The sequence below is a fragment of the Pseudomonas sp. PB3P13 genome (assembly GCF_054897735.1).
Genome location: NZ_CM142702.1, coordinates 329,523 through 354,936, shown reverse-complemented (window position 1 = coordinate 354,936; position 25,414 = coordinate 329,523). Strand labels below are relative to the sequence as shown.

The 25,414-nt window shown below is 58.1% G+C and carries 24 protein-coding genes, 1 tRNA gene and 2 pseudogenes; 14 read left to right on the top strand and 13 right to left on the bottom strand.

Features of this window, described 5'->3' with window-relative positions; genetic code table 11:
• Positions 1-7 precede the first annotated feature (7 nt).
• Entirely contained in the window at positions 8-493 is a 486-nt protein-coding gene (locus tag ACYZT1_RS01675; protein ID WP_462017372.1) for a GlcG/HbpS family heme-binding protein, read from the top strand.
• A 10-nt stretch (positions 494-503) separates the two neighbouring features.
• Positions 504-914, top strand: a complete 411-nt coding sequence (gene uraH / locus ACYZT1_RS01670; RefSeq protein WP_462017371.1) for a hydroxyisourate hydrolase — start codon at positions 504-506, stop codon at positions 912-914.
• 130 nt (positions 915-1,044) lie between these two features.
• Here uraH and ACYZT1_RS01665 read toward each other — a convergent pair.
• Positions 1,045-1,230 (bottom strand): annotated as a pseudogene (locus ACYZT1_RS01665) (cyclic nucleotide-binding domain-containing protein); the annotation flags it as partial.
• Positions 1,231-1,316: 86 nt separating this feature from the next.
• Between ACYZT1_RS01665 and ACYZT1_RS01660 the strand changes: the two are divergent.
• Positions 1,317-1,835 carry an Mpo1 family 2-hydroxy fatty acid dioxygenase gene (locus ACYZT1_RS01660; protein ID WP_462017370.1) on the top strand — a complete coding sequence of 173 codons (519 nt, stop codon included), beginning with the start codon at positions 1,317-1,319 and terminating at the stop codon, positions 1,833-1,835.
• 110 nt (positions 1,836-1,945) lie between these two features.
• On the opposite strand, the gene ACYZT1_RS01655 is transcribed toward ACYZT1_RS01660, so the two are convergent.
• The 6 genes from ACYZT1_RS01655 to dibA form a co-directional block, all read right to left on the bottom strand.
• Entirely contained in the window at positions 1,946-2,935 is a 990-nt protein-coding gene (locus ACYZT1_RS01655; RefSeq protein ID WP_462017369.1) for a sulfate/molybdate ABC transporter ATP-binding protein, read from the bottom strand.
• Positions 2,936-2,938: 3 nt separating this feature from the next.
• Positions 2,939-3,808 carry a sulfate ABC transporter permease subunit CysW gene (gene cysW / locus ACYZT1_RS01650; RefSeq protein ID WP_462017368.1) on the bottom strand — a complete coding sequence of 290 codons (870 nt, stop codon included), beginning with the start codon at positions 3,806-3,808 and terminating at the stop codon, positions 2,939-2,941.
• Positions 3,809-3,820: 12 nt separating this feature from the next.
• Entirely contained in the window at positions 3,821-4,639 is an 819-nt protein-coding gene (cysT, locus tag ACYZT1_RS01645) for a sulfate ABC transporter permease subunit CysT (RefSeq protein WP_462017367.1), read from the bottom strand.
• 69 nt (positions 4,640-4,708) lie between these two features.
• Entirely contained in the window at positions 4,709-5,722 is a 1,014-nt protein-coding gene (locus ACYZT1_RS01640) for a sulfate ABC transporter substrate-binding protein (protein WP_462017366.1), read from the bottom strand.
• A gap of 69 nt (positions 5,723-5,791) precedes the next feature.
• Positions 5,792-5,974: a sulfur starvation response protein OscA gene (oscA, locus tag ACYZT1_RS01635; RefSeq protein WP_462017365.1), complete on the bottom strand. Its 183-nt coding sequence runs from the start codon at positions 5,972-5,974 to the stop codon at positions 5,792-5,794.
• Positions 5,975-6,368: 394 nt separating this feature from the next.
• Positions 6,369-8,270 carry a phosphodiesterase DibA gene (dibA, locus tag ACYZT1_RS01630; RefSeq protein ID WP_462017364.1) on the bottom strand — a complete coding sequence of 634 codons (1,902 nt, stop codon included), beginning with the start codon at positions 8,268-8,270 and terminating at the stop codon, positions 6,369-6,371.
• A gap of 146 nt (positions 8,271-8,416) precedes the next feature.
• Here dibA and desA point away from each other — a divergent pair, with 146 nt between their 5' ends.
• Both desA and ACYZT1_RS01620 read left to right on the top strand, forming a co-directional pair.
• Positions 8,417-9,601 (top strand): delta-9 fatty acid desaturase DesA, encoded by a 1,185-nt coding sequence (gene desA / locus ACYZT1_RS01625; RefSeq protein ID WP_462017363.1) that lies wholly within the window; start codon positions 8,417-8,419, stop codon positions 9,599-9,601.
• 144 nt (positions 9,602-9,745) lie between these two features.
• The gene (locus tag ACYZT1_RS01620) at positions 9,746-10,735 is read left to right on the top strand and encodes a sensor domain-containing diguanylate cyclase (protein ID WP_462019169.1); all 990 of its coding nucleotides are present in this window, start codon (positions 9,746-9,748) and stop codon (positions 10,733-10,735) included.
• Positions 10,736-10,773: 38 nt separating this feature from the next.
• On the opposite strand, the gene ACYZT1_RS01615 is transcribed toward ACYZT1_RS01620, so the two are convergent.
• The 3 genes from ACYZT1_RS01615 to gabD form a co-directional block, all read right to left on the bottom strand.
• The gene (locus ACYZT1_RS01615; protein WP_462017362.1) at positions 10,774-11,988 is read right to left on the bottom strand and encodes an HDOD domain-containing protein; all 1,215 of its coding nucleotides are present in this window, start codon (positions 11,986-11,988) and stop codon (positions 10,774-10,776) included.
• Between the two features lie 138 nt (positions 11,989-12,126).
• Entirely contained in the window at positions 12,127-13,404 is a 1,278-nt protein-coding gene (gabT, locus tag ACYZT1_RS01610) for a 4-aminobutyrate--2-oxoglutarate transaminase (RefSeq protein WP_462017361.1), read from the bottom strand.
• Between the two features lie 185 nt (positions 13,405-13,589).
• The gene (gabD, locus tag ACYZT1_RS01605) at positions 13,590-15,032 is read right to left on the bottom strand and encodes an NADP-dependent succinate-semialdehyde dehydrogenase (RefSeq protein ID WP_462017360.1); all 1,443 of its coding nucleotides are present in this window, start codon (positions 15,030-15,032) and stop codon (positions 13,590-13,592) included.
• Between the two features lie 348 nt (positions 15,033-15,380).
• Here gabD and ACYZT1_RS01600 point away from each other — a divergent pair.
• The 6 genes and pseudogenes from ACYZT1_RS01600 to ACYZT1_RS01575 all read left to right on the top strand — a co-directional run bounded on the left by ACYZT1_RS01600 (position 15,381) and on the right by ACYZT1_RS01575 (position 18,557).
• Positions 15,381-15,457, top strand: a tRNA-Arg gene (locus ACYZT1_RS01600).
• A gap of 595 nt (positions 15,458-16,052) precedes the next feature.
• Positions 16,053-17,267, top strand: a complete 1,215-nt coding sequence (locus ACYZT1_RS01595; RefSeq protein WP_462017359.1) for an S-type pyocin domain-containing protein — start codon at positions 16,053-16,055, stop codon at positions 17,265-17,267.
• Positions 17,231-17,335 (top strand): annotated as a pseudogene (locus ACYZT1_RS01590) (colicin E3/pyocin S6 family cytotoxin); the annotation flags it as partial. The gene ACYZT1_RS01595 and the pseudogene ACYZT1_RS01590, both read left to right, overlap by 37 nt.
• 15 nt (positions 17,336-17,350) lie before the next feature.
• Positions 17,351-17,590, top strand: a complete 240-nt coding sequence (locus ACYZT1_RS01585) for a pyocin S6 family toxin immunity protein (protein WP_462017358.1) — start codon at positions 17,351-17,353, stop codon at positions 17,588-17,590.
• Between the two features lie 10 nt (positions 17,591-17,600).
• Complete coding sequence (locus tag ACYZT1_RS01580; RefSeq protein WP_462017357.1) at positions 17,601-17,831, top strand: DUF7683 domain-containing protein; 231 nt, start codon at positions 17,601-17,603, stop codon at positions 17,829-17,831.
• A 447-nt stretch (positions 17,832-18,278) separates the two neighbouring features.
• Positions 18,279-18,557 carry a DUF3077 domain-containing protein gene (locus ACYZT1_RS01575; protein WP_462017356.1) on the top strand — a complete coding sequence of 93 codons (279 nt, stop codon included), beginning with the start codon at positions 18,279-18,281 and terminating at the stop codon, positions 18,555-18,557.
• Between the two features lie 117 nt (positions 18,558-18,674).
• Here the strand turns inward: ACYZT1_RS01575 and ACYZT1_RS01570 are convergent, their stop codons facing one another.
• A complete protein-coding gene (locus tag ACYZT1_RS01570; RefSeq protein ID WP_462019168.1) occupies positions 18,675-18,941 on the bottom strand; it encodes a hypothetical protein in 267 nt (88 codons plus the stop codon).
• A 541-nt stretch (positions 18,942-19,482) separates the two neighbouring features.
• Between ACYZT1_RS01570 and ACYZT1_RS01565 the strand changes: the two genes are divergently transcribed.
• From ACYZT1_RS01565 to idi, 3 genes are all read left to right on the top strand, one after another.
• Complete coding sequence (locus tag ACYZT1_RS01565; RefSeq protein WP_462017355.1) at positions 19,483-21,579, top strand: cytochrome P450; 2,097 nt, start codon at positions 19,483-19,485, stop codon at positions 21,577-21,579.
• Entirely contained in the window at positions 21,576-22,382 is an 807-nt protein-coding gene (locus tag ACYZT1_RS01560; protein WP_462017354.1) for a class I SAM-dependent methyltransferase, read from the top strand. Before ACYZT1_RS01565 ends, ACYZT1_RS01560 begins: the two co-directional genes overlap by 4 nt.
• 74 nt (positions 22,383-22,456) lie before the next feature.
• Positions 22,457-22,999 (top strand): isopentenyl-diphosphate Delta-isomerase, encoded by a 543-nt coding sequence (idi, locus tag ACYZT1_RS01555; RefSeq protein WP_462017353.1) that lies wholly within the window; start codon positions 22,457-22,459, stop codon positions 22,997-22,999.
• A 39-nt stretch (positions 23,000-23,038) separates the two neighbouring features.
• Here idi and ACYZT1_RS01550 read toward each other — a convergent pair whose 3' ends face one another.
• Positions 23,039-24,529, bottom strand: a complete 1,491-nt coding sequence (locus ACYZT1_RS01550; protein ID WP_462017352.1) for a YdgA family protein — start codon at positions 24,527-24,529, stop codon at positions 23,039-23,041.
• Positions 24,530-24,751: 222 nt separating this feature from the next.
• A complete protein-coding gene (locus ACYZT1_RS01545; protein WP_462017351.1) occupies positions 24,752-25,387 on the bottom strand; it encodes an NADH:ubiquinone oxidoreductase subunit N in 636 nt (211 codons plus the stop codon).
• Positions 25,388-25,414 lie beyond the last annotated feature (27 nt).

Below are 25,414 nucleotides of genomic sequence, written 5' to 3'. Positions count from 1 at the left end.
CTTGGCCATGCTGTTCAAAACCCTCGTCACAAGCCTTGCACTCGGCCTGGTCGGTAGCGCTTTTGCCGCACCCCAATTGCCTCGCCACGCCGACCTCGACCTGCGCACCGCCAGGTCGCTGGCCGACGCCACGCTGGCTCATTGCACCGGCACCGTCTCGGTGCTCGATCGCGGCGGCCATCTGCTGGTAACCCTGCGCGCCGACGGCATCGGCTCGCACAACACCGCCGCCAGTCAGCGCAAAGCCTACACCGCGCTGTCGACGAAAACCCCAACCCGTTTGTTCGCCGAGCGGGCGCGCAGCAACGCGGAGGCTGCCAACCTCAACACCCTCGGCGAACTGCTGTTACTGGGCGGCGGCGTGCCGTTGTTTGCCGGCGATGAACTGGTCGGCGCACTCGGCGTAGCCGGTTCGGGCGGTGCCGAGCAGGACGAAAATTGCGCCATCAAAGCGGCTGACACTGTCGGCCTGTCGATCAAAAAACCCCTCTGAGGACTGCACCATGAATACCCTGCGCATGACCCTGGCCGCTATTGGCCTGAGCAGCCTGTCAACGCTGGCCCTCGCCGCCGGCAACCCGCTGAGCGTGCACGTGCTCAATCTGGAAAACGGGCTGCCCTCACCGGGCATCAACGTGACCCTGGAAAAACACGTCGGCCAGAACTGGCAGCCGCTGGCCGAAGGCACTACCAACGAACAGGGGCGCATTGCCGAATTGTTCCCGGCCAAACAGCCCTTTGAAGCGGGGGAATATCGCGTGGTGTTCAAGACGGGCGAGTATTTCAAGAAGACCGAACACGAGACGTTCTTTCCGCAAATCCCGGTGATTTTTGAGGTGAAGCAGACGGATCAGCACTATCACATTCCGCTGCTGTTGAGCCCTTACGGTTTCTCGACGTATCGCGGTTCGTAGGCCCCTTCCCAGACCAGAACGGTGCCGGGTCAGGGAGTCGCCAACACCCGTAACCGTTCAGCATCGACGATTTCTATTTCGCCGTACCTGAGCGCCAGGATCCCCTGGCTCTGCAACTCGTTGAGGATTTGATGCGCACCGAACCTTCGAGTACGGCGTACAACCCGCACGGCGGATCACCGCGCTTGAACAATCGCTGCCCGCACGCCAGCTTCCGCACCCGCGCGGCCGTGAGCAGACTATCCTGTAACGAAACAGGCAAATGGCTGAACCACTGCCCCCTCATCAAATGCGAACGCCAAACCTGCATGCCCAAATAAAAACTCCTGGAGATTGTCGCCTGGCTGACAGAGCCACCTCTGCACCCGGGGCATGATCCATCACCCTACAGGAGGAATGACAATGAAAAGCCTCGTCGACCATCTCAGTCAATACGCCACTTACCACCGCGATCCGCGCAATATTGCCACGCATTTTGTCGGCATTCCGCTGATTGTCGTGGCTGTGGCCGTGTTGCTTTCGCGTCCGCAGTGGATGGGAGGCTGGCTTTCTCCAGCCATGCTGGTGGCGCTGGCGTCGGCGTGGTTTTACCTGCGGCTGGAATTGCGTCTCGGACTGTTGATGAGCGCATTGTTGGGGCTGTGCGTCTGGGCGGGCCAGGTACTCGCGCAGCAAAGCACGCTGGTGTGGCTGGCGAGCGGTCTGGGGATGTTTGTGGTCGGCTGGGCGATTCAGTTTGTCGGTCATCACTACGAAGGGCGCAAACCGGCGTTTGTCGATGATGTGACCGGGTTGATCGTCGGGCCGTTGTTCGTGGTGGCAGAGCTGGCGTTTTTGCTGGGCTTGCGGCGTGAATTGAAAGAGCAGATCGAGGCGCGGGCGGGTGGTGTGCGGGTCAATCCGAAGCGGGCTGCGGCGTAGATCGCTTTCGCGGGCAAGCCTCGCTCCCACAGTAGGTCGATGTTGAACAACAAATCTGTCAACAATCCCGAAACCTGTGGGAGCGAGGCTTGCCCGCGAAGCCTTTGATCTTAGAGGTTGGCGATTTTCTGCCAGACCTTCGGCTTGAAGAACAACGTCTCCCCCTTTGACAGCCCGGTCAGGCTGTCGTGATCCTTCACCACTTCCGCTTCGATCAACTCGCTCTGCCCTTCGACCTTCAGCGTCACGCGCGTGGTCGCGCCCAGCGGACGAATATCGCGAACTTCAGCAGCGTGATGGTCTTCCAGCTCATGACGCGACAGCGACACTTCGTGCGGGCGGAACAGGACGTGGTTGTCTTCACCCAGATGCAGGCGGTTGGAGTCACCAAGGAAGTGATAAACGAAATCACTGGCCGGGTTTTCGTAAACGTCGCCCGGTGAGCCGATCTGCTCGATCACACCTTTGTTCATCACCACGATGCGGTCGGCCACTTCCATGGCTTCTTCCTGGTCGTGGGTCACGAACACCGAGGTCAGGTTGATGTCCTCGTGCAGCCGCGCCAACCAGCGGCGCAGCTCTTTGCGGACCTTGGCATCGAGCGCACCAAAAGGCTCATCGAGCAGCAAAACCTTAGGCTCCACCGCCAGCGCGCGGGCCAGCGCAATGCGCTGACGCTGGCCACCGGAGAGTTGCTCGGGGTAACGGTCCGACAGCCAGTCCAGCTGCACCATGTTCAGCAGTTCATGGACTTTTTCCGCGATCCGGCTCTCGCTCGGTCGCTGGTTTTTTGGCTTCATGCGCAGGCCGAACGCGACGTTGTCGAACACGGTCATGTGGCGGAACAACGCGTAATGCTGGAACACGAAACCGACGTTGCGATCACGCACGTCGTGGCCGGAAACGTCCTCGCCGTGAAAAACGATGCTGCCCTGATCCGGCGTTTCCAGACCGGCGATGATCCGCAACAACGTGGTCTTGCCGCAGCCGGACGGGCCGAGCAGCGCGACAAGTTCGCCGCTCTGAATGTCCAGGCTGATGTTGTCCAGCGCCTTGAACGCGTTGAAATTCTTGCTGACGTTACGCACTTCGATCGACATGAATTATTCCTCCGCGGCGCTGGCGCGCAGGCGGTTAATACGGTTTTCGCTCCACTGCTTCAGCAGCAGGATGAAGAGCGCCATGATCAGCAACAGGCTCGCCACGGCGAACGCGGCCACGTGGTTGTATTCGTTGTAGAGGATCTCGACGTGCAACGGCAAGGTGTTGGTCACCCCGCGAATGTGCCCGGAAACCACCGACACCGCACCGAACTCACCCATCGCCCGCGCAGTACACAGCACCACGCCGTAGATCAGGCCCCATTTGATATTGGGAACGGTGACGTGCCAGAACATTTGCCAGCCGTTGGCGCCGAGCAGGCGCGCGGCCTCCTCTTCCTGAGTGCCCTGCTCCTGCATCAGCGGGATCAACTCGCGCGCGACAAACGGTACGGTGACGAAGATCGTCGCCAGCACGATGCCTGGCAAAGCGAAGACGATCTGAATGTCATGTTCCTGCAGCCACGGCCCGAACAGGCCTTGTGCCCCGAACATCAGCACATAAACCAGACCGGCGATCACCGGCGAAACCGAGAACGGCAAGTCGATCAGAGTCACCAGAATGCTCTTGCCACGGAACGAATATTTGCTCACGCACCACGCCGCGCTGACGCCGAACACCAGGTTCAGCGGCACCGAAATCAAGACGGCGATCACCGTAAGCTTCAAGGCGGAAAGTGCATCGGGCTCAAAAATCGCCGTGAAAAATGCGCCGATCCCCATCTTCAAACCCTGGGATACCACGATCACCAGCGGCAACAGCAAAAAGAGCGCAAAAATCAGCCAGCCAAGGCCGATCAAAACGCGACGCGATGAGGCACTGCCACGGCGTGAAGCGTTCGAGGAAGCAGCAGCAATAGACGATTGGGACATGTGTGCGCCTCCTTATGGGGTTTCGATGCGCCGCTGCAGCAAGTTGATCAGCAGCAACAGAATGAAAGAAACCACCAGCATCAGTACACCAATGGAGGTAGCGCCGGTGTAATCATACTGGTCCAGTTTGACCATGATGAGCAGCGGCAGAATTTCGGTTTTCATCGGCATGTTACCAGCGATGAAAATCACCGAACCATACTCGCCGACCCCGCGGGCAAAGGCCAAAGCGAAACCGGTCAACCAGGCAGGCAGCAAGGCGGGAACCAGAATGTGGCGAAAAACCTGCAACGGTTTCGCCCCCAGGCATGCCGCTGCTTCTTCCACTTCACGGGGGATATCGGCCAATACTGGCTGTACGGTACGTACCACGAAAGGCAGGGTGACGAACGTCAGCGCCAGCGTGATGCCCAGGGGGGTATACGCGATCTTGAACCCCAGGTCGGCCGCGAACTGACCCACCCAGCCGTTCGGCGCGTAGAGCGCGGTCAAGGCGATACCGGCCACCGCAGTAGGCAACGCGAACGGCAGGTCGATCATCGCATCGATGATTTTTCGCCCCGGGAACGTGTAGCGCACCAGCACCCAGGCGAGCAACGTGCCGATGATGCCGTTGATGATCGCGGCACAGAGCGCGGTGCCGAAGCTCAGCTTCAACGCCGCCAGCACGCGAGGCGCCGAAATGATCGTCCAGAACTGATCCCAGGTGAGTTGAGCGGCATGCACGAACATCGCCGCCAGTGGAATGAGCACAATCAGACTGAGGTACACCAAGGTGTAACCCAGCGTCAGCCCGAAGCCGGGTATGACGGGGGAGATACGACGCGACATAAAAGTCCCTGGTTGAGAACGCGCAAAGCCCCAACGGTCAGTTTGGGGCTCGTTGATGGCTAATGCAGATTACTGCGCCTGATAGATCTGGTCGAACACGCCACCGTCATTGAAGAACTTCGGTTGAGCGTTTTTCCAGCCGCCGAAGTCCTTGTCGATGGTCACCAGCTCCAGGTTCGGGAACTGCTGGGCATACTTGGCGGCCACATCCTTGTCCCGTGGACGATAAAAGTTTTTCGCGGCGATTTCCTGGCCAGCCGGGCTGTAAAGGTGCTTGAGGTACGCTTCGGCGATCTCGGCGTTGCCTTTCTTTTCGGCGTTTTTGTCGACCACTGCCACCGGTGGCTCGGCGAGAATCGACAGGGAAGGCACGACGATGTCGAACTTGTCCGCACCGCCGTCTTCTTTCAGCGCCAGAAACGCTTCGTTCTCCCACGCCAGCAGCACGTCGCCCTGACCATTGTTGACGAAGGTGATGGTCGAACCGCGCGCGCCGGTGTCCAGTACCGGAACGTGTTTGAACAAGGTCTGTACGTATTCTTTGGCCTTGGCTTCGTCACCGCCATTGGCTTTCAGACCGTAGGCCCAGGCCGCGAGGAAATTCCAGCGTGCACCACCGGAGGTTTTCGGATTCGGAGTGATCACTTCCACGCCGCTCTTGGTCAGATCGCCCCAATCCTTGATGCCTTTAGGGTTGCCCTTGCGCACCAGGAAAACGATGGTCGAGGTGTACGGCGTGCTCGCTTGCGGCAGACGCTTCTGCCAATCCGCCGGCAGGGTCTTGCCCAGTTTGGCGATCTCGTCGATATCACCGGCCAACGCCAGCGTCACCACGTCGGCGCGCAAACCGTCGATGACCGCACGGCCCTGCTTGCCTGAACCACCATGGGACTGCTGGATTTTCACGTTGTCGCCGGCGTGGTCTTTCTTCCAGAAATTGACGAACTCGGCGTTGTATTCCTGATACAGCTCGCGAGTCGGGTCGTACGACACGTTAAGCAGCTCGTAATCCTTGGCAACCGCAGAACCCGCAAAAAGGGCACTGGCCAACGCGGCCAAAGCGAAATGACGAATCGACGACATGGTGAAAGCTCCTGAAATTCTGGGTGTGTTGGCTTTTTTATAGTGGCTGGAAGCAGGTCGCCGGAAGTCTCAGCCCGGCTTGTTGCTCGGGTTTTGCAGACGGAATTTTTCTTTGCGTTCGATCTGCACCACTTGAGCGTTATGCACAGTGATTTCCACAGCGCCAAAGCGCAGGTCGCGCAGGGCACTCTGGATTTCACGCAAAATGGTGGCTTCGTCTTGACCGTCAACGCTACGCAGGGATGCGCTCATGTTGCTGCTCCTTCGACTGAGAGGTTGCCTGGCAGTGGGCGGCACTGCCTGCGGCGTGAGAGCAATATAGATAAGCGCGGATATTCTTAAAAAGACTATTTAAGAATGTTTATATAACCTAAATTCAGGGGCGCAAAGGTTGTTCAGGGAGCCGGCGTCCCTGATCACCCAAATCCCCTGTGAGTTGTGCTGGACGATGGTTTCCCTAAACCACCAAATCCCTGTGAGTTGTGCTGGAAGACGATTACCCTGGATACCCAAATCCCCTGTGGCGAGGGGACTTGTCCCCGTTGGGTCGCGCAGCGGCCCCACATTTTGTTGCGCCTGCTGCGCATGCGAGCGGGGCGGTGCGGCATGTCGACAACCCCCCTCGCCACAACGGCAGAAGTTGCGCTCAGCCAAAATCCAGCTGCTCAGCCGGCACCGGGCGGCCAAACCAGTAGCCCTGAGCCAATTCGCAACCCTGCTCAAGCAGAAAAGCGGCCTGGTCGGCCTGCTCGATTCCCTCGGCATGCACTTGCATGCCCATGCTCTGCGCCAACGCTATGATCACCCGCACAATCGCCGCATCGTCCTCATCCCACGGCAACCCGGCCACGAATCCCTGATCGATCTTGAGCTTCTGCACCGGCAGGCGCTTGAGTCGAAGCAACGACGAATAACCCGTGCCGAAATCATCAATGGCCAGCCGCACCCCCAATTCGCGCAATCGGTGCATCTGCTCCAGTGCAACTTCCGGGTCATCCATCAGCGCACTTTCGGTCACCTCCAGCTCCAGGAACGCCGGCTCCAGCCCGGTTTCGTGCAGCACCTGCGCCACTTGCCGATACAGCTCCCGGCGGGCGAACAGGCGCGATGAAACATTCACCGCGACAAACGACAACACCACCCCCGCCTGCTGCCATCGGCACATCTGCTGACAGGCCTGGCGCATCACCCAGGCATCGATCTCGGCGATCAGCCCGGTACGTTCGGCAATGGGGATGAATTCTGCCGGCGACACCAGTCCGCGTTGCGGATGCTCCCAGCGCACCAACGCCTCCACACCAATAAGGCGGCGGCTCCGCAAGTCATGAACCGGCTGGAAATACACGCGCAATTCATCCTGCTCCAGCGCACGGTGCAATTCGAACGCCGTCTCCACCCGCTGCTGCGCATGAGCGGTCAATTCCTCGGTGTAAAGCGCATAGCCGTTGCGCCCCGTGCTTTTCGTCTTGAACAGGGCGGAATCAGCGTTGCGCAGCAGATGTTCGGCGTTCAACGCATCACCGGGAAACAGGCTGATACCAATGCTGGCGTTAATGAACAGTGCATGCCCACCCATTTCAAATGGCTGCTTGAGCGCATCGAGGATCCGCTGGGCCAGCGCGGCGGCGTGTGCGAGCTGCTGACAACTCTCGGCCAGCACCGCAAACTCGTCACCACTCAGGCGCGCCACCGTTATGCCAGGGGCGAACAGTGCAGACAGGCGCTCGGCCACCGCCTTGAGCAACTGGTCGCCAATGGTATGCCCGAGACTGTCGTTGATCATTTGGAAATGATCCAGATCGACCAGCAACAATGCGCAGCTGCGCTTGTGCAGTTGCGCCAAAGCCAACGCCTGCTGGGCGCGATCGGTAAATAACAAACGGTTGGGCAGATCGGTCAGCGGATCGTGGTGGGCCAGATGCTTGAGTTCATGCTCGGAATCCTTGATCGCGCTGATGTCGGAGAACACGGCGACGTAATGGCTGACATCCCCCTCGTCATCATGAACCAGGCGGATAGTCTGCCACTGCGGGTAAATTTCGCCGCTCTTGCGGCGATTCCAGATTTCCCCGCTCCATTCGCCGCAACTCCCCAGCCTCTTGAACAATGACTCATAAAACGCTGGTGGGTGATGGCCGGATTTGAACAGACTGGGATTGCGGCCCAGAACCTCGTCACTTTGATAACCGGTAATCTCGATAAAAGCGCGGTTTACGTGAACGATCACGCCAGTTTTGTCGGTGACCAGCACCCCTTCGCGCGTGCAATCGAACACGGCAGCGGCCTGGCGCAAACGCGCGCGGTCGTCGGACCGTTCGGGCACTCTGGCATCGACTCTGAAAAAACGAAAAAAACGCGCTGGTGCGAAAAAGACAAGCCCGGCGGTGAGCACCACCCAGGCATAACCGTTGATCAGTTCCCACTGCAGCAGCCCGCGTGAGCTATCGAAGAAACTGTTCATTAAATAGCTACTGACTTGCAGCCAAATGATGGAAATCAACAAATAAAGCAGTATTGCTCGCAAAGCATCGCGATTAAAGGCAGACATACGGCATTCCATGTCCCTACAAACAAAGCGGAATTATAGAGCAAAGAAACATTCAGCCACTCTTATCTGAAAGGGCGACTGGTTTTATCTGTGGTCTCAGAGATAATGCACCGGCTATTCTTCACTTTTTGAGGGCCCATTAGCCTATGTGGTACGAAGGTTTTCTCGGTTTGTCGCCCTGGTCACTGGTGGCAGTCACCTTACTGATGACCCACGTCACGATTATCGGCGTCACGGTTTATCTGCATCGCTATTCAGCCCATCGCTCGCTTGAGCTACATGGCGGCCTGAAACATTTTTTTCGCTTCTGGCTGTGGTTGACCACGGCGCAGAACACCCGCGAGTGGACCGCTATCCACCGCAAGCATCACGCCAAATGCGAAACCGTCGATGACCCGCACAGCCCGGTCATCAAAGGTTTGTCCACGGTCCTGCGCAAGGGTGCCGAGCTTTATCGCTCCGAGGCAGAGAACCCGGAGACCCTGCGCATCTACGGCAAGAACTGCCCGGAAGACTGGATCGAGCGCAACCTCTACAGTCGTTTTCCGCTGCTCGGCATCGCAATCATGGGCGTCATCGATCTGCTGCTGTTTGGCACCATCGGCATCACCATCTGGGCCATTCAGATGATGTGGATCCCGGTCTGGGCGGCCGGCGTGGTCAATGGCCTGGGCCATGCTATCGGCTACCGCAATTTCGAATGCCGGGATGCGGCGACCAATCTGGTGCCCTGGGGCATCCTGATCGGTGGCGAAGAACTGCATAACAACCATCACACCTATCCCAACTCGGCAAAACTGTCGGTAAAAAAATGGGAGTTCGACCTCGGTTGGGCGTGGATCCAGGTCTTCAGCTTTCTGCGCCTGGCCAAGGTGCAGCGGGTTGCGCCTATCGCCCATCGGGTGGAGGGTAAAGGCAGCCTGGACATGGACACTGCCATGGCGATCCTCAACAACCGTTTTCAGATCATGGCTCAGTACCGCAAGCTGGTTATCGCGCCGCTGGTCAAACAGGAACTGGAAAAGGTCGATCACTCGGTCCGTCACCAGTTTCACCGGGCCAAACGCCTGCTCTCGCGTGAAACCAGCCTGCTGGATGACAAGCATCACGTGCGCATCCAGACCATGCTGGAGCACAGTCACGCGCTGAAAGTCATTTATGAGAAACGCCTGGCCCTGCAGCAGATCTGGCTCAAAACCAGCACCAACGGGCACGATATGCTCGCCGCCATCAAGGACTGGATCCAGGAGGCCGAAGCCAGCGGCATTCAATCCCTGCGTGACTTCGCCGACCAGTTGAAAACCTACTCACTGCGCCCAGCTACAGTCTGACGCCGTTGATCGGTGCGCCCCGCATGGGGCGCCTCGCTCCGGAACTTCGTTACAAATCTCCTATCTCAAAGACACTTCGCCACCACGGCGGGCTTAACTGTAGCCGCTGTCGAATGAGCGGCACATCCCATGAGATTTGTGTCGATGGTCAACAAGAACCTGCAAGACTCATCTTTACCCCAGTGGCCCGAAGCCGCACAAACCTTGATGGCGCTGATGCACGCTCAAGGAGAGGTGGCTCGCCTCAGCGAACGTGAACAGCTCTTCAGCTCCCTGCTGGTGAGCGTCAACGCGGTGCTTTGGGCATTCAACTGGGAAACCCGCCAGGTTCTCTACGTCAGCCCCGCCTATGAGCGTATTTTCGGTCATTCTGCTGGTCAGTTGCTCTCGGACTACAACCAGTGGCGTGACAGTATTCACCCCGATGATCTCGATTACGCCGAGCGCAGTCTTGCCGAAGTGCTGGACAAAGGTGCCGTCGAAGACCGCGAATACCGCATTATCACCGCCGACGGACAAGTGCGTTGGCTTAGCGACAAGTGCTTCATCAACCGGCAGGCAGAGCCAGGCAAACCGGTGATCATTGTCGGCATTGCCGAAGACATCACCGAAAAGAAGCACATGGAATCCGAGTTGCATCGCCTGGCCACCACTGATGTCCTGACCCAAAGCAGCAATCGCCGGCATTTTTTCGACTGCGCCCACCGCGAATTCGACCATGCACGCCAGCACGGCACGCCCCTCGCCTTTTTGTTGCTGGACATTGATGATTTCAAAAAGATCAACGACACCTATGGCCACCCCGAGGGTGACACCGTGTTGCAGCGGATTGCGGAAACGGGTCGTGAGACGTTGCGCCGTGGCGATGTGTTCGGACGCATCGGGGGTGAAGAGTTTGCGGCGGTTTTTCCAGGCTGCGCACCGGATATGGCGATGCAGGTGGCAGAGCGTCTGCAAAAGGAAATCCAGCGATTGAGCTTCAGCCATGACGGCGAGCCATTCGGCATCACCGTTAGCCAGGGTTTGACCAGCATGACCGCCGAGGATGAAAGCGTTGAAGCCTTGTTTGCCCGGGCGGATGCGGCGATGTATGAGGCCAAGCGTCAGGGCAAAAACCGGATTATCGCTGCCTGATGGGCGAACACAGGACTCCTGTGGGAGCAAACGACTTCTTATTTTTTACGTAATCGCATCAACTCCGGCAGACCTATTTTCAGCAACCGAGCCGTGCGGCTTCTGGCAAGCTCCTCGATACCTTCCTGCTCGGTCAGAAGTGCCAGCTGCGCAGCCATGCTCATCACCAGCGCCTCGCGCGAATAAACCCCGCCGCCGAGCTGATACGCCGCTGCAATCAGCTCTCGTAACTCCAGAGGCAATCGCCAGCGCGTGCGCAACGCCGAGCCGTAACCCGCGCCGAAATCGGCCAGCGCATTGCCGACATCCTCCCGGTCATCCAGCTCCCCGCCGGCCTGCTTCCATTCCTGCAAACAGCGCAGCAAGGCCAGATCGCCCAGTCGGTGCAGCAGGCCTGCGCAATAACAACGATCCTGATCGAGGTCCAGCAAACGCGCCAACCTCCGCGCATATTCGGCAGTGTGCAGCGACAACGCCCAGTAACGCTCGGCGTAATCCGCCAGGTAAGGATCGCTCAGACGCGCACTGCGCCTGAGCGCCAACCCCACAATCAGGTTCATGCTCTGCCCGGCACCCAAACGATGCAACGCTTGAGACAAGGTTTGAACTGCCGTCCCATGGTGCTGCGCCGCGCTATTGGCGGCGGCCACCAGTACCGCGGTGATCTGCGGATCGGAACGGGTCTCGTCATGCAGCCTGGTCAGGTCGAGACCACCGGGATTGAGGCTGCGCTCGACCGCCCGCTGCACGTCCGTCATCAGTGGGGCGCCGTCGGCCAGTTCGCGGCGGCGCTCAAGATAAACCGACAGCGTCATGCCCGGCGCCAGCACGGGCACTTCACAGCAAACCTCTTCCCCGGCGTTGAGCAGCAAACCTTGCAGACGCTGGGTCAGATTCTCCATGTTCAATGGTCTGGTCAGATACGCCGTGGGCGCCAGCGGCAAGGCTTCACGCACGCTGGCGCTGTCGTTGCGGTTGCTCATCAAAATGAAGGGCAGCGGCGGATTGCGTTTACGCTGACGAACATTGCGCAGAACATGCAAGCCGTCCACGCCCGGCAATTCCCAATCGACGATGACCAGGTCGTACGGACTTTCCGCCAAGAGCGCCATCGCTTCGTGGCCATCGGCGCACACGTCCAGGCGCACATCACAGCGCACACTGAGCAACACTTGTTTGAGCAGGTCGCGCGACCAGGGGTCGGCCTCGGCAATCAATACCCTGGGTATAGCAGGCAAAACGACGGCAGTCATGCAACAGGCTCCCTCTCGATGTCTGCACCTTAGTCAAAGCTGGCCACTCAAAACAGCACGAGTATTTGCGGGATACAAAAAAACCCGCCGAAGCGGGTTTATTTGTCGATCAGTTCACACATTCACCGAGGCAATCAATCACAGCTCGCAGAAGCACTCTTCGATGATCGCCAGACCTTTGTCCAGTTGCTCGTCCGGCGACGTCAGCGGCACCAGGACGCGCAGAACGTTGCCGTAAGTGCCGCAGGACAGCAGGATCAGGCCCTTGTCGCGCGCCTTGGCCACCACAGATGCCACAGCAGCAGCGTTCGGCTTGTGGCTGTCGCCGTCGACGAACAGCTCGACGGCAATCATCGCGCCCAGGGCACGCACTTCGCCGATCACCGGGTACTTGGACTGGATGGCCTTGAGGCCAGTGACCAGACGCTCGCCGACTGCCTTGCAGCGGTCCAGCAGGTGTTCTTCCTCGAACACTTCCATCACGGCCAGCGCCGCCGCGCAAGCGATCGGGCTGCCGGCGTAGGTGCCGCCCAGGCCGCCCGGAGCGATCGCATCCATGTACTCGGCCTTGCCGCACACACCGGCGAGCGGGAAGCCGCCAGCAATGGATTTGGCGAAAGTGGTCAGGTCGGCGCAAACGCCCATCTGCTCCATGGCGAAGAAAGTGCCGGTACGGCCAGCGCCAGTCTGCACTTCGTCAGCGATCAGCAGAATGCCGTGCTGGTCGCACAGCGCACGCAGACGCTTCATGAACTCTTTAGGCGCGACGTAGAAGCCGCCTTCGCCTTGCACCGGCTCGATGATGATGGCAGCGATGTCACGCGGCTCGGCGTCATTCTTGAAAATGCGTTCGATGCTGGCGATCGAATCGTCGATGCTCACACCGTGCAGTTCATTCGGGTACAGCGCGCGGAACACGCCGCCCGGCATCAGGCCCATGCCGGCCGAATAAGGCACGACTTTGCCGGTCAGGCCCAGGGTCATCATGGTGCGGCCATGGTAAGCGCCGGTGAACGCGATCACACCAGCACGGCCAGTGGCGGCACGGGCGATCTTCACGGCATTTTCGACGGCTTCGGAACCCGTGGTAACCAGCAGGGTTTTTTTGTCGAAATCACCCGGAACCTTGGCGTTGATTTTTTCGCACAGCTCTACGTACGGTTCGTACGCCAGCACCTGGAAGCAGGTGTGAGTCAGCTTGTTCAGTTGCTCGGTCACGGCGGCGATGATTTTCGGGTGCACGTGGCCGGTGTTCAGCACAGCGATACCGCCAGCGAAGTCGATGAACTCGCGACCTTCAACGTCGGTCACGGTGGCGTTCTTGGCGGACTCGGCGAAAATCGGGTGAATCTGGCCAACACCGCGCGGTACAGCGGCTTCGCGGCGTTTCATCAGGGAAGCGTTAGTCTTGCTCATACAGTCCTCATTCGCCGCTCATCGGGCGGCGTGATTCAAGGAAAATGGGCGGGGAGGCCACTGCAGCAGCATGCGATGATCGACTGCTACAGCGTTCCCGGCCACAGAGAAAATTCCGGATGAAACGCAGAAAGGGTCAGCGCTCTCGTGCCCTTTCCGCTTATTGCAGTACCCGTCTTCCGGGCTTAGATGCCCAGGCAGAGGTATTTGATTTCCAGGTAATCTTCAATGCCGTACTTGGAGCCTTCACGGCCCAGGCCCGACGCCTTGATGCCGCCGAACGGCGCAACTTCGTTGGAGATCAACCCGGTGTTGACGCCGACCATACCGTATTCCAGAGCTTCCGCCACACGGAACACACGGCCCAGGTCACGCGCATAGAAGTACGAAGCCAGACCGAACTCGGTGTCGTTCGACATCGCGATCACTTCGGCTTCATCTTTGAATCGGAACAGCGGAGCCAATGGACCGAAAGTTTCTTCCTTGGCTACGGCTGCGTTGTTCGGCACGTTGGTCAGGATGGTCGGCTCGAAGAAATTACCTTCGATGGACTTGCCGCCGGACAGCACGGTTGCACCTTTGCTGACGGCATCAGCGATGTGCTCTTGAACCTTGGCCACGGCTTTTTCATCGATCAGCGGACCGGTAGTGGTGCCGTCTTCCAGACCGTTGCCGATCTTGAGCTTGGCCACCGCCACTTTCAGCTTCTCGGCGAACGCGTCGTAGACTGAATCCTGAATGTACAAACGGTTGGCGCAGACGCAGGTCTGGCCGTTGTTGCGGTATTTGGAAATGATCGCGCCTTCGACGGCCTTATCCAGGTCCGCATCGTCGAACACGATGAATGGCGCGTTGCCGCCCAGTTCCAGCGACACTTTCTTGATGTCCTTGGCACATTCAGCCATCAGCTGACGGCCGATTTCGGTTGAGCCAGTGAAGGACAATTTACGCACGATCGGGTTGCTGGTCAGCTCGCTGCCGATGTCGCCGGCGCTGCCCGAAACCACGCTGAACACGCCGTCGGGAATGCCGGCACGCTGCGCCAGTTCAGCCAGTGCAAATGCGGAAAACGGGGTTTGCGACGCAGGCTTGAGCACCATGGTGCAACCCGCCGCCAAAGCTGGGCCGGCTTTACGGGTGATCATTGCGGCCGGGAAGTTCCACGGGGTGATCGCTGCGGTCACGCCGATGGGTTGCTTGATCACGATCAGACGCTTGTCTGGCTGGTGGCCGGGGATCACGTCGCCGTAAACGCGCTTGGCTTCTTCGGCAAACCACTCGATGAAGGACGCAGCGTAAACGATTTCGCCCTTGGCTTCGGCCAATGGCTTGCCCTGCTCCATCGTCATCAGACGCGCGAGGTCGTCCTGGTTCTCGATGATCAGCTCGAACCAGCGACGCAGCTTGTTCGCGCGATCCTTGGCGGTCAGTGCACGCCAGGCCGGCAGCGCTTTGTCCGCGGCTTCGATCGCACGGCGGGTTTCGGCAGCGCCCATTTTCGGCACGGTGCCCAGAATTTCGCCCGTTGCCGGGTTGTTGACCTTGATCGTCTGACCATTGTCCGCATCAACCCAAGCGCCATCGATAAAGGCTTGCTGGCGGAACAACTGGGTGTCTTTAAGCTGCATGTCGGCTTTCCTTAACAGCACCGCGGCACGCGCGGAGCAAATTATGATTGTAGAAAGGCGCCTCTTAGGCTGCCGTCAGGGAAATCATTCACCGGGCTGAAGCACATAAATAGCGCACGGAATGAACTCGCGCGGTTCAGCACCCAGACAAGAGCGTTTGAAATCTCAAACGAATCCTAGGATCAAAGGGGGTAAAGGACAATAGGCTGTTCGAAAAAAAGAACGAAAACGGCGCATTTGCCCAAATTTTCAGATCAGCGTAGCCAACACAGGTTACGCTTTGAGAAAGCGTTGTCGATTCAGCGGCATGGACGCCTGCAGTGCATATGAGTATCATGGCGCCCGCTTGCACCAGTAGCTCAGCTGGATAGAGTACTGCCCTCCGAAGGCAGGGGTCGTGGGTTCGAATCCCGCCTGGTGCACCATATTGTAGAAGCGAGAAAGCCTCAGACTGAAAGGTCTGGGGCTTTTTTATTTGTGCTGTCACACGGGCTTTGCTCGCCCGCTCGAGCTTGGCGCAAGTTTTCACATAATCAGCGACGGCCTCTTCAAAAGCAGCTCGGAGCTCCTGCACCGATTCGCCATGAAATCCAACGATATCTCTGATACCAGCAATGTGGCCGACAAAGAGGCCATCTGCCTCACTCCATCGAATTCGGGCGGCAAAACCTGTGCAGCTCATTATGGTCATGGGGTCACATACTTAAGTAAAACCGAACCTGTGAATCTGCGAAATTATTCGTGTTATATCCCTAACATAAACATTCAAAGTCCACCCTGACACCCATTGGAATTAGGCCAGCGGAGCAATCACAGCGCCTAAACTGGTGTCGCCAAGGTTCTTCGGTTTGCCCGGCCCCGATCATAAGCCACCTTTTTTTTCAAATGCTAGCGAGTACTCGATACAAGTCTGGGAAGCTTGAGGCAATTGGTTGGATAAACTCAGCAAAACTATTTTTCGCCCGGCGTACTTCACGCTCTCCAGAATACTTCCCCGAGAAATGGACCAAAGGGAACGTTATGCGTTTGATACGGAATGTCGAGAAAGGCCTCCTGCCCACCGAAAACCCTGATATTGCTGCCCGCTTGGTGGAGGACGCGCTGATGCGAGGTCGCCACAACATCTACGGCCTGGCGATCTTTGAAAGCCGATACCGCATCAGCAGCGATAGCGAGATTGTCGAGGCCGTCCGAAATGGCAGTCTGCTGCTGGTGAACGAACGCTTTGCCAGCTCAGGCGGTGGCTTCATGGCTAGATCAGCGCCAGCGCCAGAACCGGTATACATCCCTCCAAAAGATCCATGGCCACACGAGAAGCCCCGAGACGATCAGGTCTTTGCCAAATCCTGCATCCCCGCCAACTGGTCTAGCGCTAAAGCGGGCACTATTCCGGAGCCAGCCTCGAACTTCGGATCGGTGATGGTTGCGGGCGCGATGCTCCTTCCGTCTGCCAGCACCGCTGTGGCGATGGCTCTCGGCGCCGATTTGGGGCTAGGTCGCATCGCCGGTGGCGGGATTCTGCAAAAGCGTCTGAATTGGGCAATACGCGGCGCAGGTGGGCCTGCCAGTGTTTTCATATTGGGCATGCTTCCGGCCAAAATGGGTGACGGCACGCTCCATACCGACGAACAACTGCGCAGCATGACCCGCGCACCGACTCGAGTACGTTTTAAGTTTCGTCGCGATGCCGACGGCGTATTACAGGTCTATGGAATCCATACAACCGCATCAGGCGACGACACGGTACGCACGGTACAGGCCACATGGAACGCCGATAAAACCGCACTGGAGGCTAAGCTAAATGGCATCACAATTCTGTGGACGCCTCAGCGTGGGCCACTGGGGCAGATGCCTCGGCTGATCTATCCCGATAGCAGCGGTGAACAACTTGGCACCATCCTGGTACACCCGATCCCGGAGAACATTGACAGCCAGATAGATGGGTTTCCCGGGGAAGACATCACTACGGAAGATTGTATTCTGGTGTTCCCGGCCGACACGGGATTGAAGTCGATGTACGTGGTGTTCGCCCGACCGGTTGGCGGCGACCACAGCTACCATCCAGCTCCCAAAACACTGCCGGCCTTTCCGGAGGCTAAACGTGCGAAAAAAATGTCGGCCGTTCAAGGCGGAGGCAAAAGCGAAGTCGTTGGAAAGATCAGAAAGGCAGGATTTATGAATGGGATTATGAGAACGGCAGAGTTGAACTCTACGACAGGCAAGGCAAACATCTAGGAGAGTTCGACCCCGATACGGGAGAACGTACAAAGGATGCCGAACCAGGTCGCACTACACCAAAGTGATACGGGAGAAGAATAATGTTTTTAGAGATTACCGGGTTTCTTGCAGGAGACAGCGAAGACGACTCAATCAAATTTGAGTTCGACGTAAATCCTGAATTTGAGCAAGCAGTTATGGACGTATTGGGCTGGGAGAGCTTGGCGGCCGAAGCGAATGGCGAGCTTCCACTGACCAGCGAGCAGGTCCAACAACTGGAAATTGCGATCCAACAGTCATTACCAAAAGAACTGGAATTATTCATCGGTGTACGGGCATAGGAACCCGCAAATGCGACATGAAATTCTTGCGTTCGATAAGAAAACCGAGCAACTGGTTTTCACCATTGATATCCCCGCCGACCACCTCGGTGAACTGACGGAGCTGATGGCTTGGACAGAGACTGAAGACTCCATCTACGAATATGACCTTTCACCAGAGCAGGTGAGTCGCCTTGAAAGCATCATCGGTAGAATGTTCAGTACTCCTGATTACATCTTTCAGCTGTCCTGTTCCGCTTGATGGCATAGCGTGGGAGGTTCTTCTGTATTCAGTGTTCATGTGCACTCTGACAATCGTCGTTGCTATTCACTCGACTCCCAAGGTTGCAGGTGATCTGCCTGCACGCTACCCTTGCGCCGCCGCTGCCAATTCAGCGGCCGGGCTTGGTAACCCGATGGAATAAAGGCGCAACAGCGCCCCCAACACGATTGCAGGCGTTTTTTTTCGTCTGTGATCTTGTGTTATGGCGGCTGTGCGTGGGACGTCTTCGGACGTGCCGGTTTCCTTGATTCCCCGGTTTACCAACCTGCGCACAGTTGCCACCCATTCGCTTGGTATCGAATGTGCGGCGACTTCTAAAATCAAGGAGTGAACAATGCGCAGCATCGATCCGTTCAAAACTCGGCTCATTCTTCAACGCGATTTTGAATCGCAGTCCCACCGAACCTCCATCAACGGAGGTGGCAAATGACCGATCCATCAGCACTCAAAACCATCGGCTTGACGCCGGCCATCTATTGCTCGGATCAGGCGGTGTTTCATGTCACTCGCGGTGTGCCTCTGGGCGACGCGTTGTCCATGGCTTCCGACTTTCTGTTCCTCGCCAAAGCGCTTTCCAAAGATGCTGCCTACGATAGAGAAAGTGATCGCCACGCGTGGGCTGCCCATTATTTGACGGCGCTGAGCAAAGCGTTGGTTGATGATGTGGCGAAAGTGCTGACGCGCAAGCAACCCATCGCAGATTAGTGAACACATACATTTGAAATGCGCCCCGAATTTTCGGGGCCTCTACATCTGCGGATGTGGGTGCGATCAGGGATTGGTTTTCCACTGTGTTGTGGCTTCACTCTCTGAGAAGTGTTTTCACTCCGTCGTCCAATCGAACTCGTCGTAATCATCATCCTTGTCGTCCTCAACCACTTCATCATCAAGAACGTCTTCCTCCAGCGCCTCTTCCGCCTGCTTTGCCAGCAGAAATTCCTTGCGACTCTCAGTCACGGCCCGCCGCAGTTCTTCGCCTTTGACCGGGCAACTGAGCATTTGGGCGATGCGGTCTATTTTTTTTGCCACGGCATCCTCCAACGCATCGGCTATAGGCCGATAGTGCGCGCTTTCGGGGGGTGATGCCAAATCGCGACGCACTTGTTCATTCAGTTTTTTTGCAATTTATTAAACCGGGAGGGAGATCTGGCCGGGGTGACGCTTACTTGGAACGGCCATCAAATCGTGCGCCGTCTGCTGTTGTCCGGTCTTCTGCACTTTCGGCTTTCAACCCCGTTATGCGTGGCTTTCCCATATCGATTTCAGACTATTCGTACATCTTGAGCGCTTATTCTTGGAGTAAGGTCCAGTTGTCTATTTTCGATCAGGGTCTGGTCGGCTGAACGACCGCGACCTTGCTTTGGCCTCCCTGAATGGAGGTTCTTTGTACGCAAAACAAGGAAGTCTCATGGCAAGTGATCAAGGCCCAGGCCCAACCCCGAATGACCCACACATTAAAGCCGAAGAACCGTCCCCCGATCGTGCGCGGGCCGCTCCAGCGACTCAAACCCACGAATATACGCCGTCTTCACACCCTGCCTCTGTGCATCAAACAAAACCGCCACCACTGATCACTCCCGAGATCCGGCTGCCTTTCGCCAGTCCGCCACCACGTTCCGATAGCGATCAGTTGCGCACGCATGCTCTTGCGTGGGCGCAGCGATATGGTTTGATCGGGCGCCGGGGTGCGCATCGGCTAAGCACCACTGCGCTGCTCGACCTGGGGATGGCGTTGTGCGGCGGAGCTGCGACGCACCGAGCGCAGATTCTGGTGTGCTGGTATCTGTGGGCGCTCACTCTCGATGACCGCATCGATGACGGACCCTGGGCGGAAAACGGTGCGTTGGAACGTTTCATCTGCGCGGTGCAGGCTGTGACGGAGAACGATTGTGCTGATCCGTGCGCTGAAATCGGCCGATTTGATGACCCAATGCTCGTCGCTTTGGCCGATGATCTGTGGCCGAGGACCAGGACCTGGGGTGGCGAGCGTTGGCGACAAAGGCTCGTGCAGCATTTGATCCGGCATTTGCGGGCGCAGGCGACGCTGGTACGAATGCGGGAAACCGACTCGGCGCTCACGTTGGCCGAGTATCTTCCATTGCGCCGGGATTCATTCGGCGCCCTGTTCTTCTTTGATCTCATCGATGCCGCCGAAACGCTCGACCCCTACCAGGAATCAGCGGACATCCATTGGTGGACCGCGCTGCGCGAACACAGTGCCGATATCATTGCCTGGACGAACGATATCCATTCGATCGCCAAAGATGTGGTGTGTGGGGAGCGCTTCAACCTGGTGTCGATACTGGCGGACACTGCTGGCATCGACTGGCCTGCCGCAATCGAATCCGCTCATCAAAGGGTGAACACGGCGGTCGCACAATTCACCGCAGTCGCGGTTCGGCATGCAAATCACCGGCCGTGCGCCGCGACCAACCCGGACCGGTTGCGTCAGGTTGTCCGAGCAGCGGGGGACTGGCACCAGAGCGTGTCCCGCTATCACCTGCATGCCGCCGATGCTACGCCGCAGGACCACCGGAAAGTGGACCTCGAGCTCACGCCGCCGACCCTGAAATCCCGACAGTTCGAAATCGACCCCTACCCCTTGTATGAGCGTTTACGTACCACCCTACCGATCGTATACGACGAGCCCACGGATGTGTGGCTGGTCAGTCGGCACGTGGATGTCAAAGCCGCATTGACCCATCCCGGGGCGAGCAACAACAACTACGCCTGGCAGATCGGACCGCTGCTGGGACACACCATTGTCGCTATGGACGGCGGCGAACACGCTCAGCACCGGGCGTTGCTTAGCCCATCATTTCGCAGCAAGGCCGTCGCAGTGCTCGAAGCCGCCATCACCTCGGTCACCAACGACCTGTTGGCGCGCATGCACGGTCGAGCTCAGGTGGACCTGATTGCCGATTTCACCGCCGCGTTGCCGGTGCGGGTGATGGCTCAAGCGCTGGGTCTGCCGGCTGAAACCTGCGAGGAGGTTGAGCAGCTAAAGAGCTGGTGTGCCGTAGGCTTCGCCTACATGGGCAACTATCGACAGGACCCGGCACTGTTGACCGGCGGGTTATCCAACCGGGACAGTTTCTACGATTTCATCCAGCCGCATATCGACGCCCGCCGTGCTGCACCCAAAGACGATTTGATCTCGCAACTGCTGGCGTCACGAATTGACGGTCAGCCGTTGTCCGACACGTTAGTGCGGGGCTATTGCGCGATCTTGATGACTGCGGGTAGCGAGACCAGTCACGGCGCCCTGGCGAACCTGATCGTCAACCTGCTGAACGAGCCCGGCCTCAAAGATGCGGTGATGGCCAACCCGGACTTGATGGACAATGCCTTCGCCGAAACCCTGCGACGCAACCCACCCCTGCAACTCGTACTCCGGGAGGCCCGTGAATCGCTGGAACTGCCTTCGGGAACGATTCCTGCCGGCGCGACCCTGGCCTGTCTGATCGGTTCGGCCAACCGTGATCCGAACCAATTCACCGACCCGGACACATTCAATATGTGGCGCACCCATCAGGCGACAAGCCATTTCGCCTTTGGCGCGGGCCGTCACTTCTGCCTGGGACATAGGCTGGCGCAGATGGAGATCACCATCGGCGCCCGAATGCTGCTGCAGACGTTTCCAAATGTGCGCTGGGCCCCAGGTTTCCAGCCCACGGAACGCGGATTCCTCAACCGCTGCCCTGATCGACTGGAGGTCGTCCTGTGACTACCACTGCCCCAGCCCAAGACCCCGGCTACACCAGCAGTTATCTGGGGGATCAGCATGCCGGCCAACTGGCACGGCTACAAACCCTGGAGCGTGCCTTTGACCCGTTGAGTCAAACGGTATTTGATCGGCTGGATCTTGCGGCCAAGCCCGCCATCCTCGATCTCGGTGCGGGTGCCGGATCGCTCGCTGGCTGGCTGGCCAGGCGATATCCCGACGCGACTGTAACGGCCACCGACATCGATACCCGATTCCTCACCGATATACCCGGCATTAGGGTGATCGCCCATAACGCCGCGACCGAGGATTTTCCGGCTGCCTCTTTTGACGTGGTGCACGCTCGGGCGCTTCTGTGTCACCTCACTGAACGCGAAGACGTATTGACGCGAGCCGTCACCTGGGTCCGCCCGGGTGGCTGGTTGGTGATCGAAGACGTGAGTCTGCAACCGAGCTTGAGAACGACGAACCCGTTATTTCGAAAAGTCGCCCGGGCCGGAGTCACGCTCCTGCAGCAGTCAATCGGTTCCGACATGCTCTGGGCCGATACGCTTCCCGGGCGATTACGTGACCGGGGACTTTCCAACATTGGTCACCGCACACTCGAAGGCCGAATCGGCGACAACAGCCCCGCCGATACCTTCTGGGCTGCAACCACCGCACAGGCCGGGCCAGCGCTGCTCAAACTCGGGCTACTCACGCAGAACGACCTTGACGCCATGGCCAGCCTGCGGGCCGATCCAGAGTTCACCGATGCAGCTTTGACATTGATCAGCGCTTGGGGACAAGTCCCCGAACTTGCGTAGAACGGCGTGGCGCGCCGCTGGCACATCGACAGCACCCGAGCGGCGGCGCGTAAATGCACCAAAGGGGATACAGAATGGCGAACGATGTAGTGCTGGTGGATGCACAGGATGTACAGGTCGGTGTGTGTGACAAACGCCTCGCACACCTGGGAGCGGGGCGGCTTCATCGTGCATTTTCCGTGCATTTGATTGACAGCGCTGGGCGTCATCTACTTCAACGTCGCGCTGCAGGGAAAATGCTCTGGCCTGGCTTCTGGTCGAACGCCTGCTGCAGTCATCCGGCACCTGGGGAGACAATCATGGATGCCGCGTCTCGTCGTCTGCGCGAAGAGCTGGGAGTCACCGCCTCCTGCCGTTTTTTATACAGTTTTGAGTACCATGCCAGCTTTGGTTCTGTTGGAGCGGAACACGAATTTTGTCATGTATTGGTTGCTCAATCCGACGCGGTGGTTTCCCCGTCTGCCGAAGAAGTCAGCGAGATCAAGTGGCAAACCCGCGCCGAAATATCACACCAGCTTTCAGAGGCTGAAGCGCAGTTCACGCCCTGGTTTCTCATGGAGTGGCATCGCCTGATAGCGGAGCATCCTTCGTTCGATACACCCACCTTGCAGGAATAAACGAAACACCGCGGTTCTCGCCTGGCGAGAGCCGATCCGTTACTGCGCCAGTTTGCTCATGACGAAGCCGACAAATTCTTCGACTGTCATTTTCTGGCCGTTGAACTCCACCTGATTGTTGGCGTAGTGCAGCTTGGTCACGATGTGGGTGCCTTCAGCCTTGGCGAACTGTGAACCCACAGCCATGGCACCGAACATGTCCGCTGTCGCAGTCGCTTGATCGGCGACGAGCCTGGCGTCGGTCTGACCGTCGATCTGGCCTTGCACGCTCAACAGATCAACCAACATCGGTTTGGACACGTGCAGATTGAGATCCAACAGCGCAATCAGCTGTTTGGTCAACTGGTCTGGCGGCAGATCCATGGACTGCGGCTTGGTCAGGTCGAGCACCAGATTGGCGCGGCTTTCACCGTTGGTGGTTTTAAAGGACAGATTCTCCAACGCCACTTGAGGACCGGCGGCCAGCAATTTTTCCAGACCGGTTTTGACCTGTGCCTCTTCGGCCGGGGTCAGAACGAGTTCAGGCGCCGGTTCACCCGCCGCAGCGGCCTCGGCGGCAGCTTTCTCGTACGGCTGCAGTTTGGTCTGATAAACCTGCATCAGTGACATGCTCGCCGGAATGTCGAGGTTTTTCAGACTCATGGCCATCTGCGCCGAACCGATAATCTTGCCGTTCAGCGACACTTCACCGACCTTGTAATCGGCACGCCCGGAAGCACTGGTGCCCGACTCTTCGGTGTGGTTCTTCATCTCGAACTTTTTCACGCCCAACACCGATTGCTTCGCGCCGAATGTGGTTTTGCTGTCGGTCAGTTCAATGGTGTTTTCGCCGGTGTAATAACCGTACGTACTTTTGACCAGGTTGCTGGCAACGGTCAGGCCGTTCAGCTCAACCTTCATCGGCGTCTGGTCTTCCGCCAACGTTGTCAGTACGAGGTTGTCCATGTAGCCATCGGCTTTGACTTTCTGCGCCTGGGCGTTGGCCGCGACGTCCATGTTCAGGCCGGAGAATTTCAGATTCGAATTGGCATCCAGCGCCATGTCCAGCGGCAGCAACTGCAGCGTGCCGTTGGTGGAGTTGTCATAGCCGATGTTGACCAACCCGGTAAGCGGCGATTTGTCCTTGGCGGCGGCGAACCACTTCTCGGTGAGCGGTGTTCTTTCCAGTTCATAGTGACTGGTGGCCATGACCGGCAGCCACTTCAGCGACACCAGGCGCGAGAACGGCAGAGGGCCGTGTTCGATGTTGTCGACAAACAGCAACTCGACCGGCGCTTCGCCGAACATTTCGCCTTCGCCCTTGAGGCGGTAATGCGCGGTGCTGCTGAACACGTGGCGCTCCAGCGACACCAGCTCCAGCGAGGCGGTGCCGTTGGAACCGACCAGCGCAGCTTGCAATTCCTTGTTGGCGTCGGCGATCGCGGTGTTCAGGACCCCTTCGATCTTGGTGCCGGTGTACCAGGCCCCCCCCGCGCTGATTGCACCGATGGCTACGACAATACCAAGAAGCACGCCTGCTGATTTATTCATAATGACCCGATCAATGTCCGTAGTTGAAATGCGGTCGTCTTCCCTGAACCCGTGACGGGTTTGGACACGACTGTGCTGAAAGTGCGGTGGAGATTAGCATCCGCGACGTCGCACGACCCAATGTTTAAAGGTTAAAGAGTGTCTATGGACTGCGGGCATCGGACGAGAGTTTCGCAGGAAATGGAATGGCCATCGCGTGCAAGGCATAACGCTGGACAACAATCAGGAATACTGAACCTCTATCTCATCGAGCTGATGATCAAAGCGCTTTAAACGCGCGGTCCACGTATACACCAGCACCTCGAAATCGCGGTTGATCACCGCCCCGCCCGTCACCTGCGCGCGGGTGTCGCAGAAATCCAGCTGATAACGTTCCCGCGCCATCGCGGTCGCGACATCGGAGAGTTCGCGGGCGTTGTTGAGCCAGTGCCAGTCTTCGTCGGCGATTTGCTTGTCCAGTTCCAGGCATTGCTTCTTGAGGGTTTCGAGGCTTTTTTCCAGCGGCGTGCCGGTAAGCTCGCCCATGACTTCCTGAAAGGTGCGCCCCGGTTGCCAGTAACTGCCCCAGAAATACCGATCAAATACCGTTTCGACGCGACGCAGAGCGACCTTGGTGTCCCAGATCAACACCCGGGTTTTGCCACGTTCGCATTGTCTTTTCTGGATGCGCCGACTCTGCACCGACGACCACGCCACCACGACGATTGCCATCACCGCGATCAGGGCCGCGACGCTGTCGAGGAAAATCAGCGCCGTGTCGAGTTGATGCGCCAGCATGATGCCGTAGAAATAAGTGGCCGAGAGCAGCACCAGTGCCGCGATTGCGCACCAGAAGCCGGGAGCATAAGGGTTTCTCATTATTGTGTCCCCATGACCAACGCAAGC

Excerpts from the sequence above, each read along its gene's own strand:
- ACYZT1_RS01675 (WP_462017372.1), top strand. The coding sequence starts at position 8 with ATGCTGTTCAAAACCCTCGTCACAAGCCTTGCACTCGGCCTGGTCGGT.
- uraH (WP_462017371.1), top strand. The coding sequence starts at position 504 with ATGAATACCCTGCGCATGACCCTGGCCGCTATTGGCCTGAGCAGCCTG.
- ACYZT1_RS01660 (WP_462017370.1), top strand. The coding sequence starts at position 1,317 with ATGAAAAGCCTCGTCGACCATCTCAGTCAATACGCCACTTACCACCGC.
- ACYZT1_RS01655 (WP_462017369.1), bottom strand. The coding sequence starts at position 2,935 with ATGTCGATCGAAGTGCGTAACGTCAGCAAGAATTTCAACGCGTTCAAG.
- cysW (WP_462017368.1), bottom strand. The coding sequence starts at position 3,808 with ATGTCCCAATCGTCTATTGCTGCTGCTTCCTCGAACGCTTCACGCCGT.
- cysT (WP_462017367.1), bottom strand. The coding sequence starts at position 4,639 with ATGTCGCGTCGTATCTCCCCCGTCATACCCGGCTTCGGGCTGACGCTG.
- ACYZT1_RS01640 (WP_462017366.1), bottom strand. The coding sequence starts at position 5,722 with ATGTCGTCGATTCGTCATTTCGCTTTGGCCGCGTTGGCCAGTGCCCTT.
- oscA (WP_462017365.1), bottom strand. The coding sequence starts at position 5,974 with ATGAGCGCATCCCTGCGTAGCGTTGACGGTCAAGACGAAGCCACCATT.
- dibA (WP_462017364.1), bottom strand. The coding sequence starts at position 8,270 with ATGTCTGCCTTTAATCGCGATGCTTTGCGAGCAATACTGCTTTATTTG.
- desA (WP_462017363.1), top strand. The coding sequence starts at position 8,417 with ATGTGGTACGAAGGTTTTCTCGGTTTGTCGCCCTGGTCACTGGTGGCA.
- ACYZT1_RS01620 (WP_462019169.1), top strand. The coding sequence starts at position 9,746 with ATGGTCAACAAGAACCTGCAAGACTCATCTTTACCCCAGTGGCCCGAA.
- ACYZT1_RS01615 (WP_462017362.1), bottom strand. The coding sequence starts at position 11,988 with ATGACTGCCGTCGTTTTGCCTGCTATACCCAGGGTATTGATTGCCGAG.
- gabT (WP_462017361.1), bottom strand. The coding sequence starts at position 13,404 with ATGAGCAAGACTAACGCTTCCCTGATGAAACGCCGCGAAGCCGCTGTA.
- gabD (WP_462017360.1), bottom strand. The coding sequence starts at position 15,032 with ATGCAGCTTAAAGACACCCAGTTGTTCCGCCAGCAAGCCTTTATCGAT.
- ACYZT1_RS01595 (WP_462017359.1), top strand. The coding sequence starts at position 16,053 with ATGCGTTTGATACGGAATGTCGAGAAAGGCCTCCTGCCCACCGAAAAC.
- ACYZT1_RS01585 (WP_462017358.1), top strand. The coding sequence starts at position 17,351 with ATGTTTTTAGAGATTACCGGGTTTCTTGCAGGAGACAGCGAAGACGAC.
- ACYZT1_RS01580 (WP_462017357.1), top strand. The coding sequence starts at position 17,601 with ATGCGACATGAAATTCTTGCGTTCGATAAGAAAACCGAGCAACTGGTT.
- ACYZT1_RS01575 (WP_462017356.1), top strand. The coding sequence starts at position 18,279 with ATGACCGATCCATCAGCACTCAAAACCATCGGCTTGACGCCGGCCATC.
- idi (WP_462017353.1), top strand. The coding sequence starts at position 22,457 with ATGGCGAACGATGTAGTGCTGGTGGATGCACAGGATGTACAGGTCGGT.
- ACYZT1_RS01550 (WP_462017352.1), bottom strand. The coding sequence starts at position 24,529 with ATGAATAAATCAGCAGGCGTGCTTCTTGGTATTGTCGTAGCCATCGGT.
- ACYZT1_RS01545 (WP_462017351.1), bottom strand. The coding sequence starts at position 25,387 with ATGAGAAACCCTTATGCTCCCGGCTTCTGGTGCGCAATCGCGGCACTG.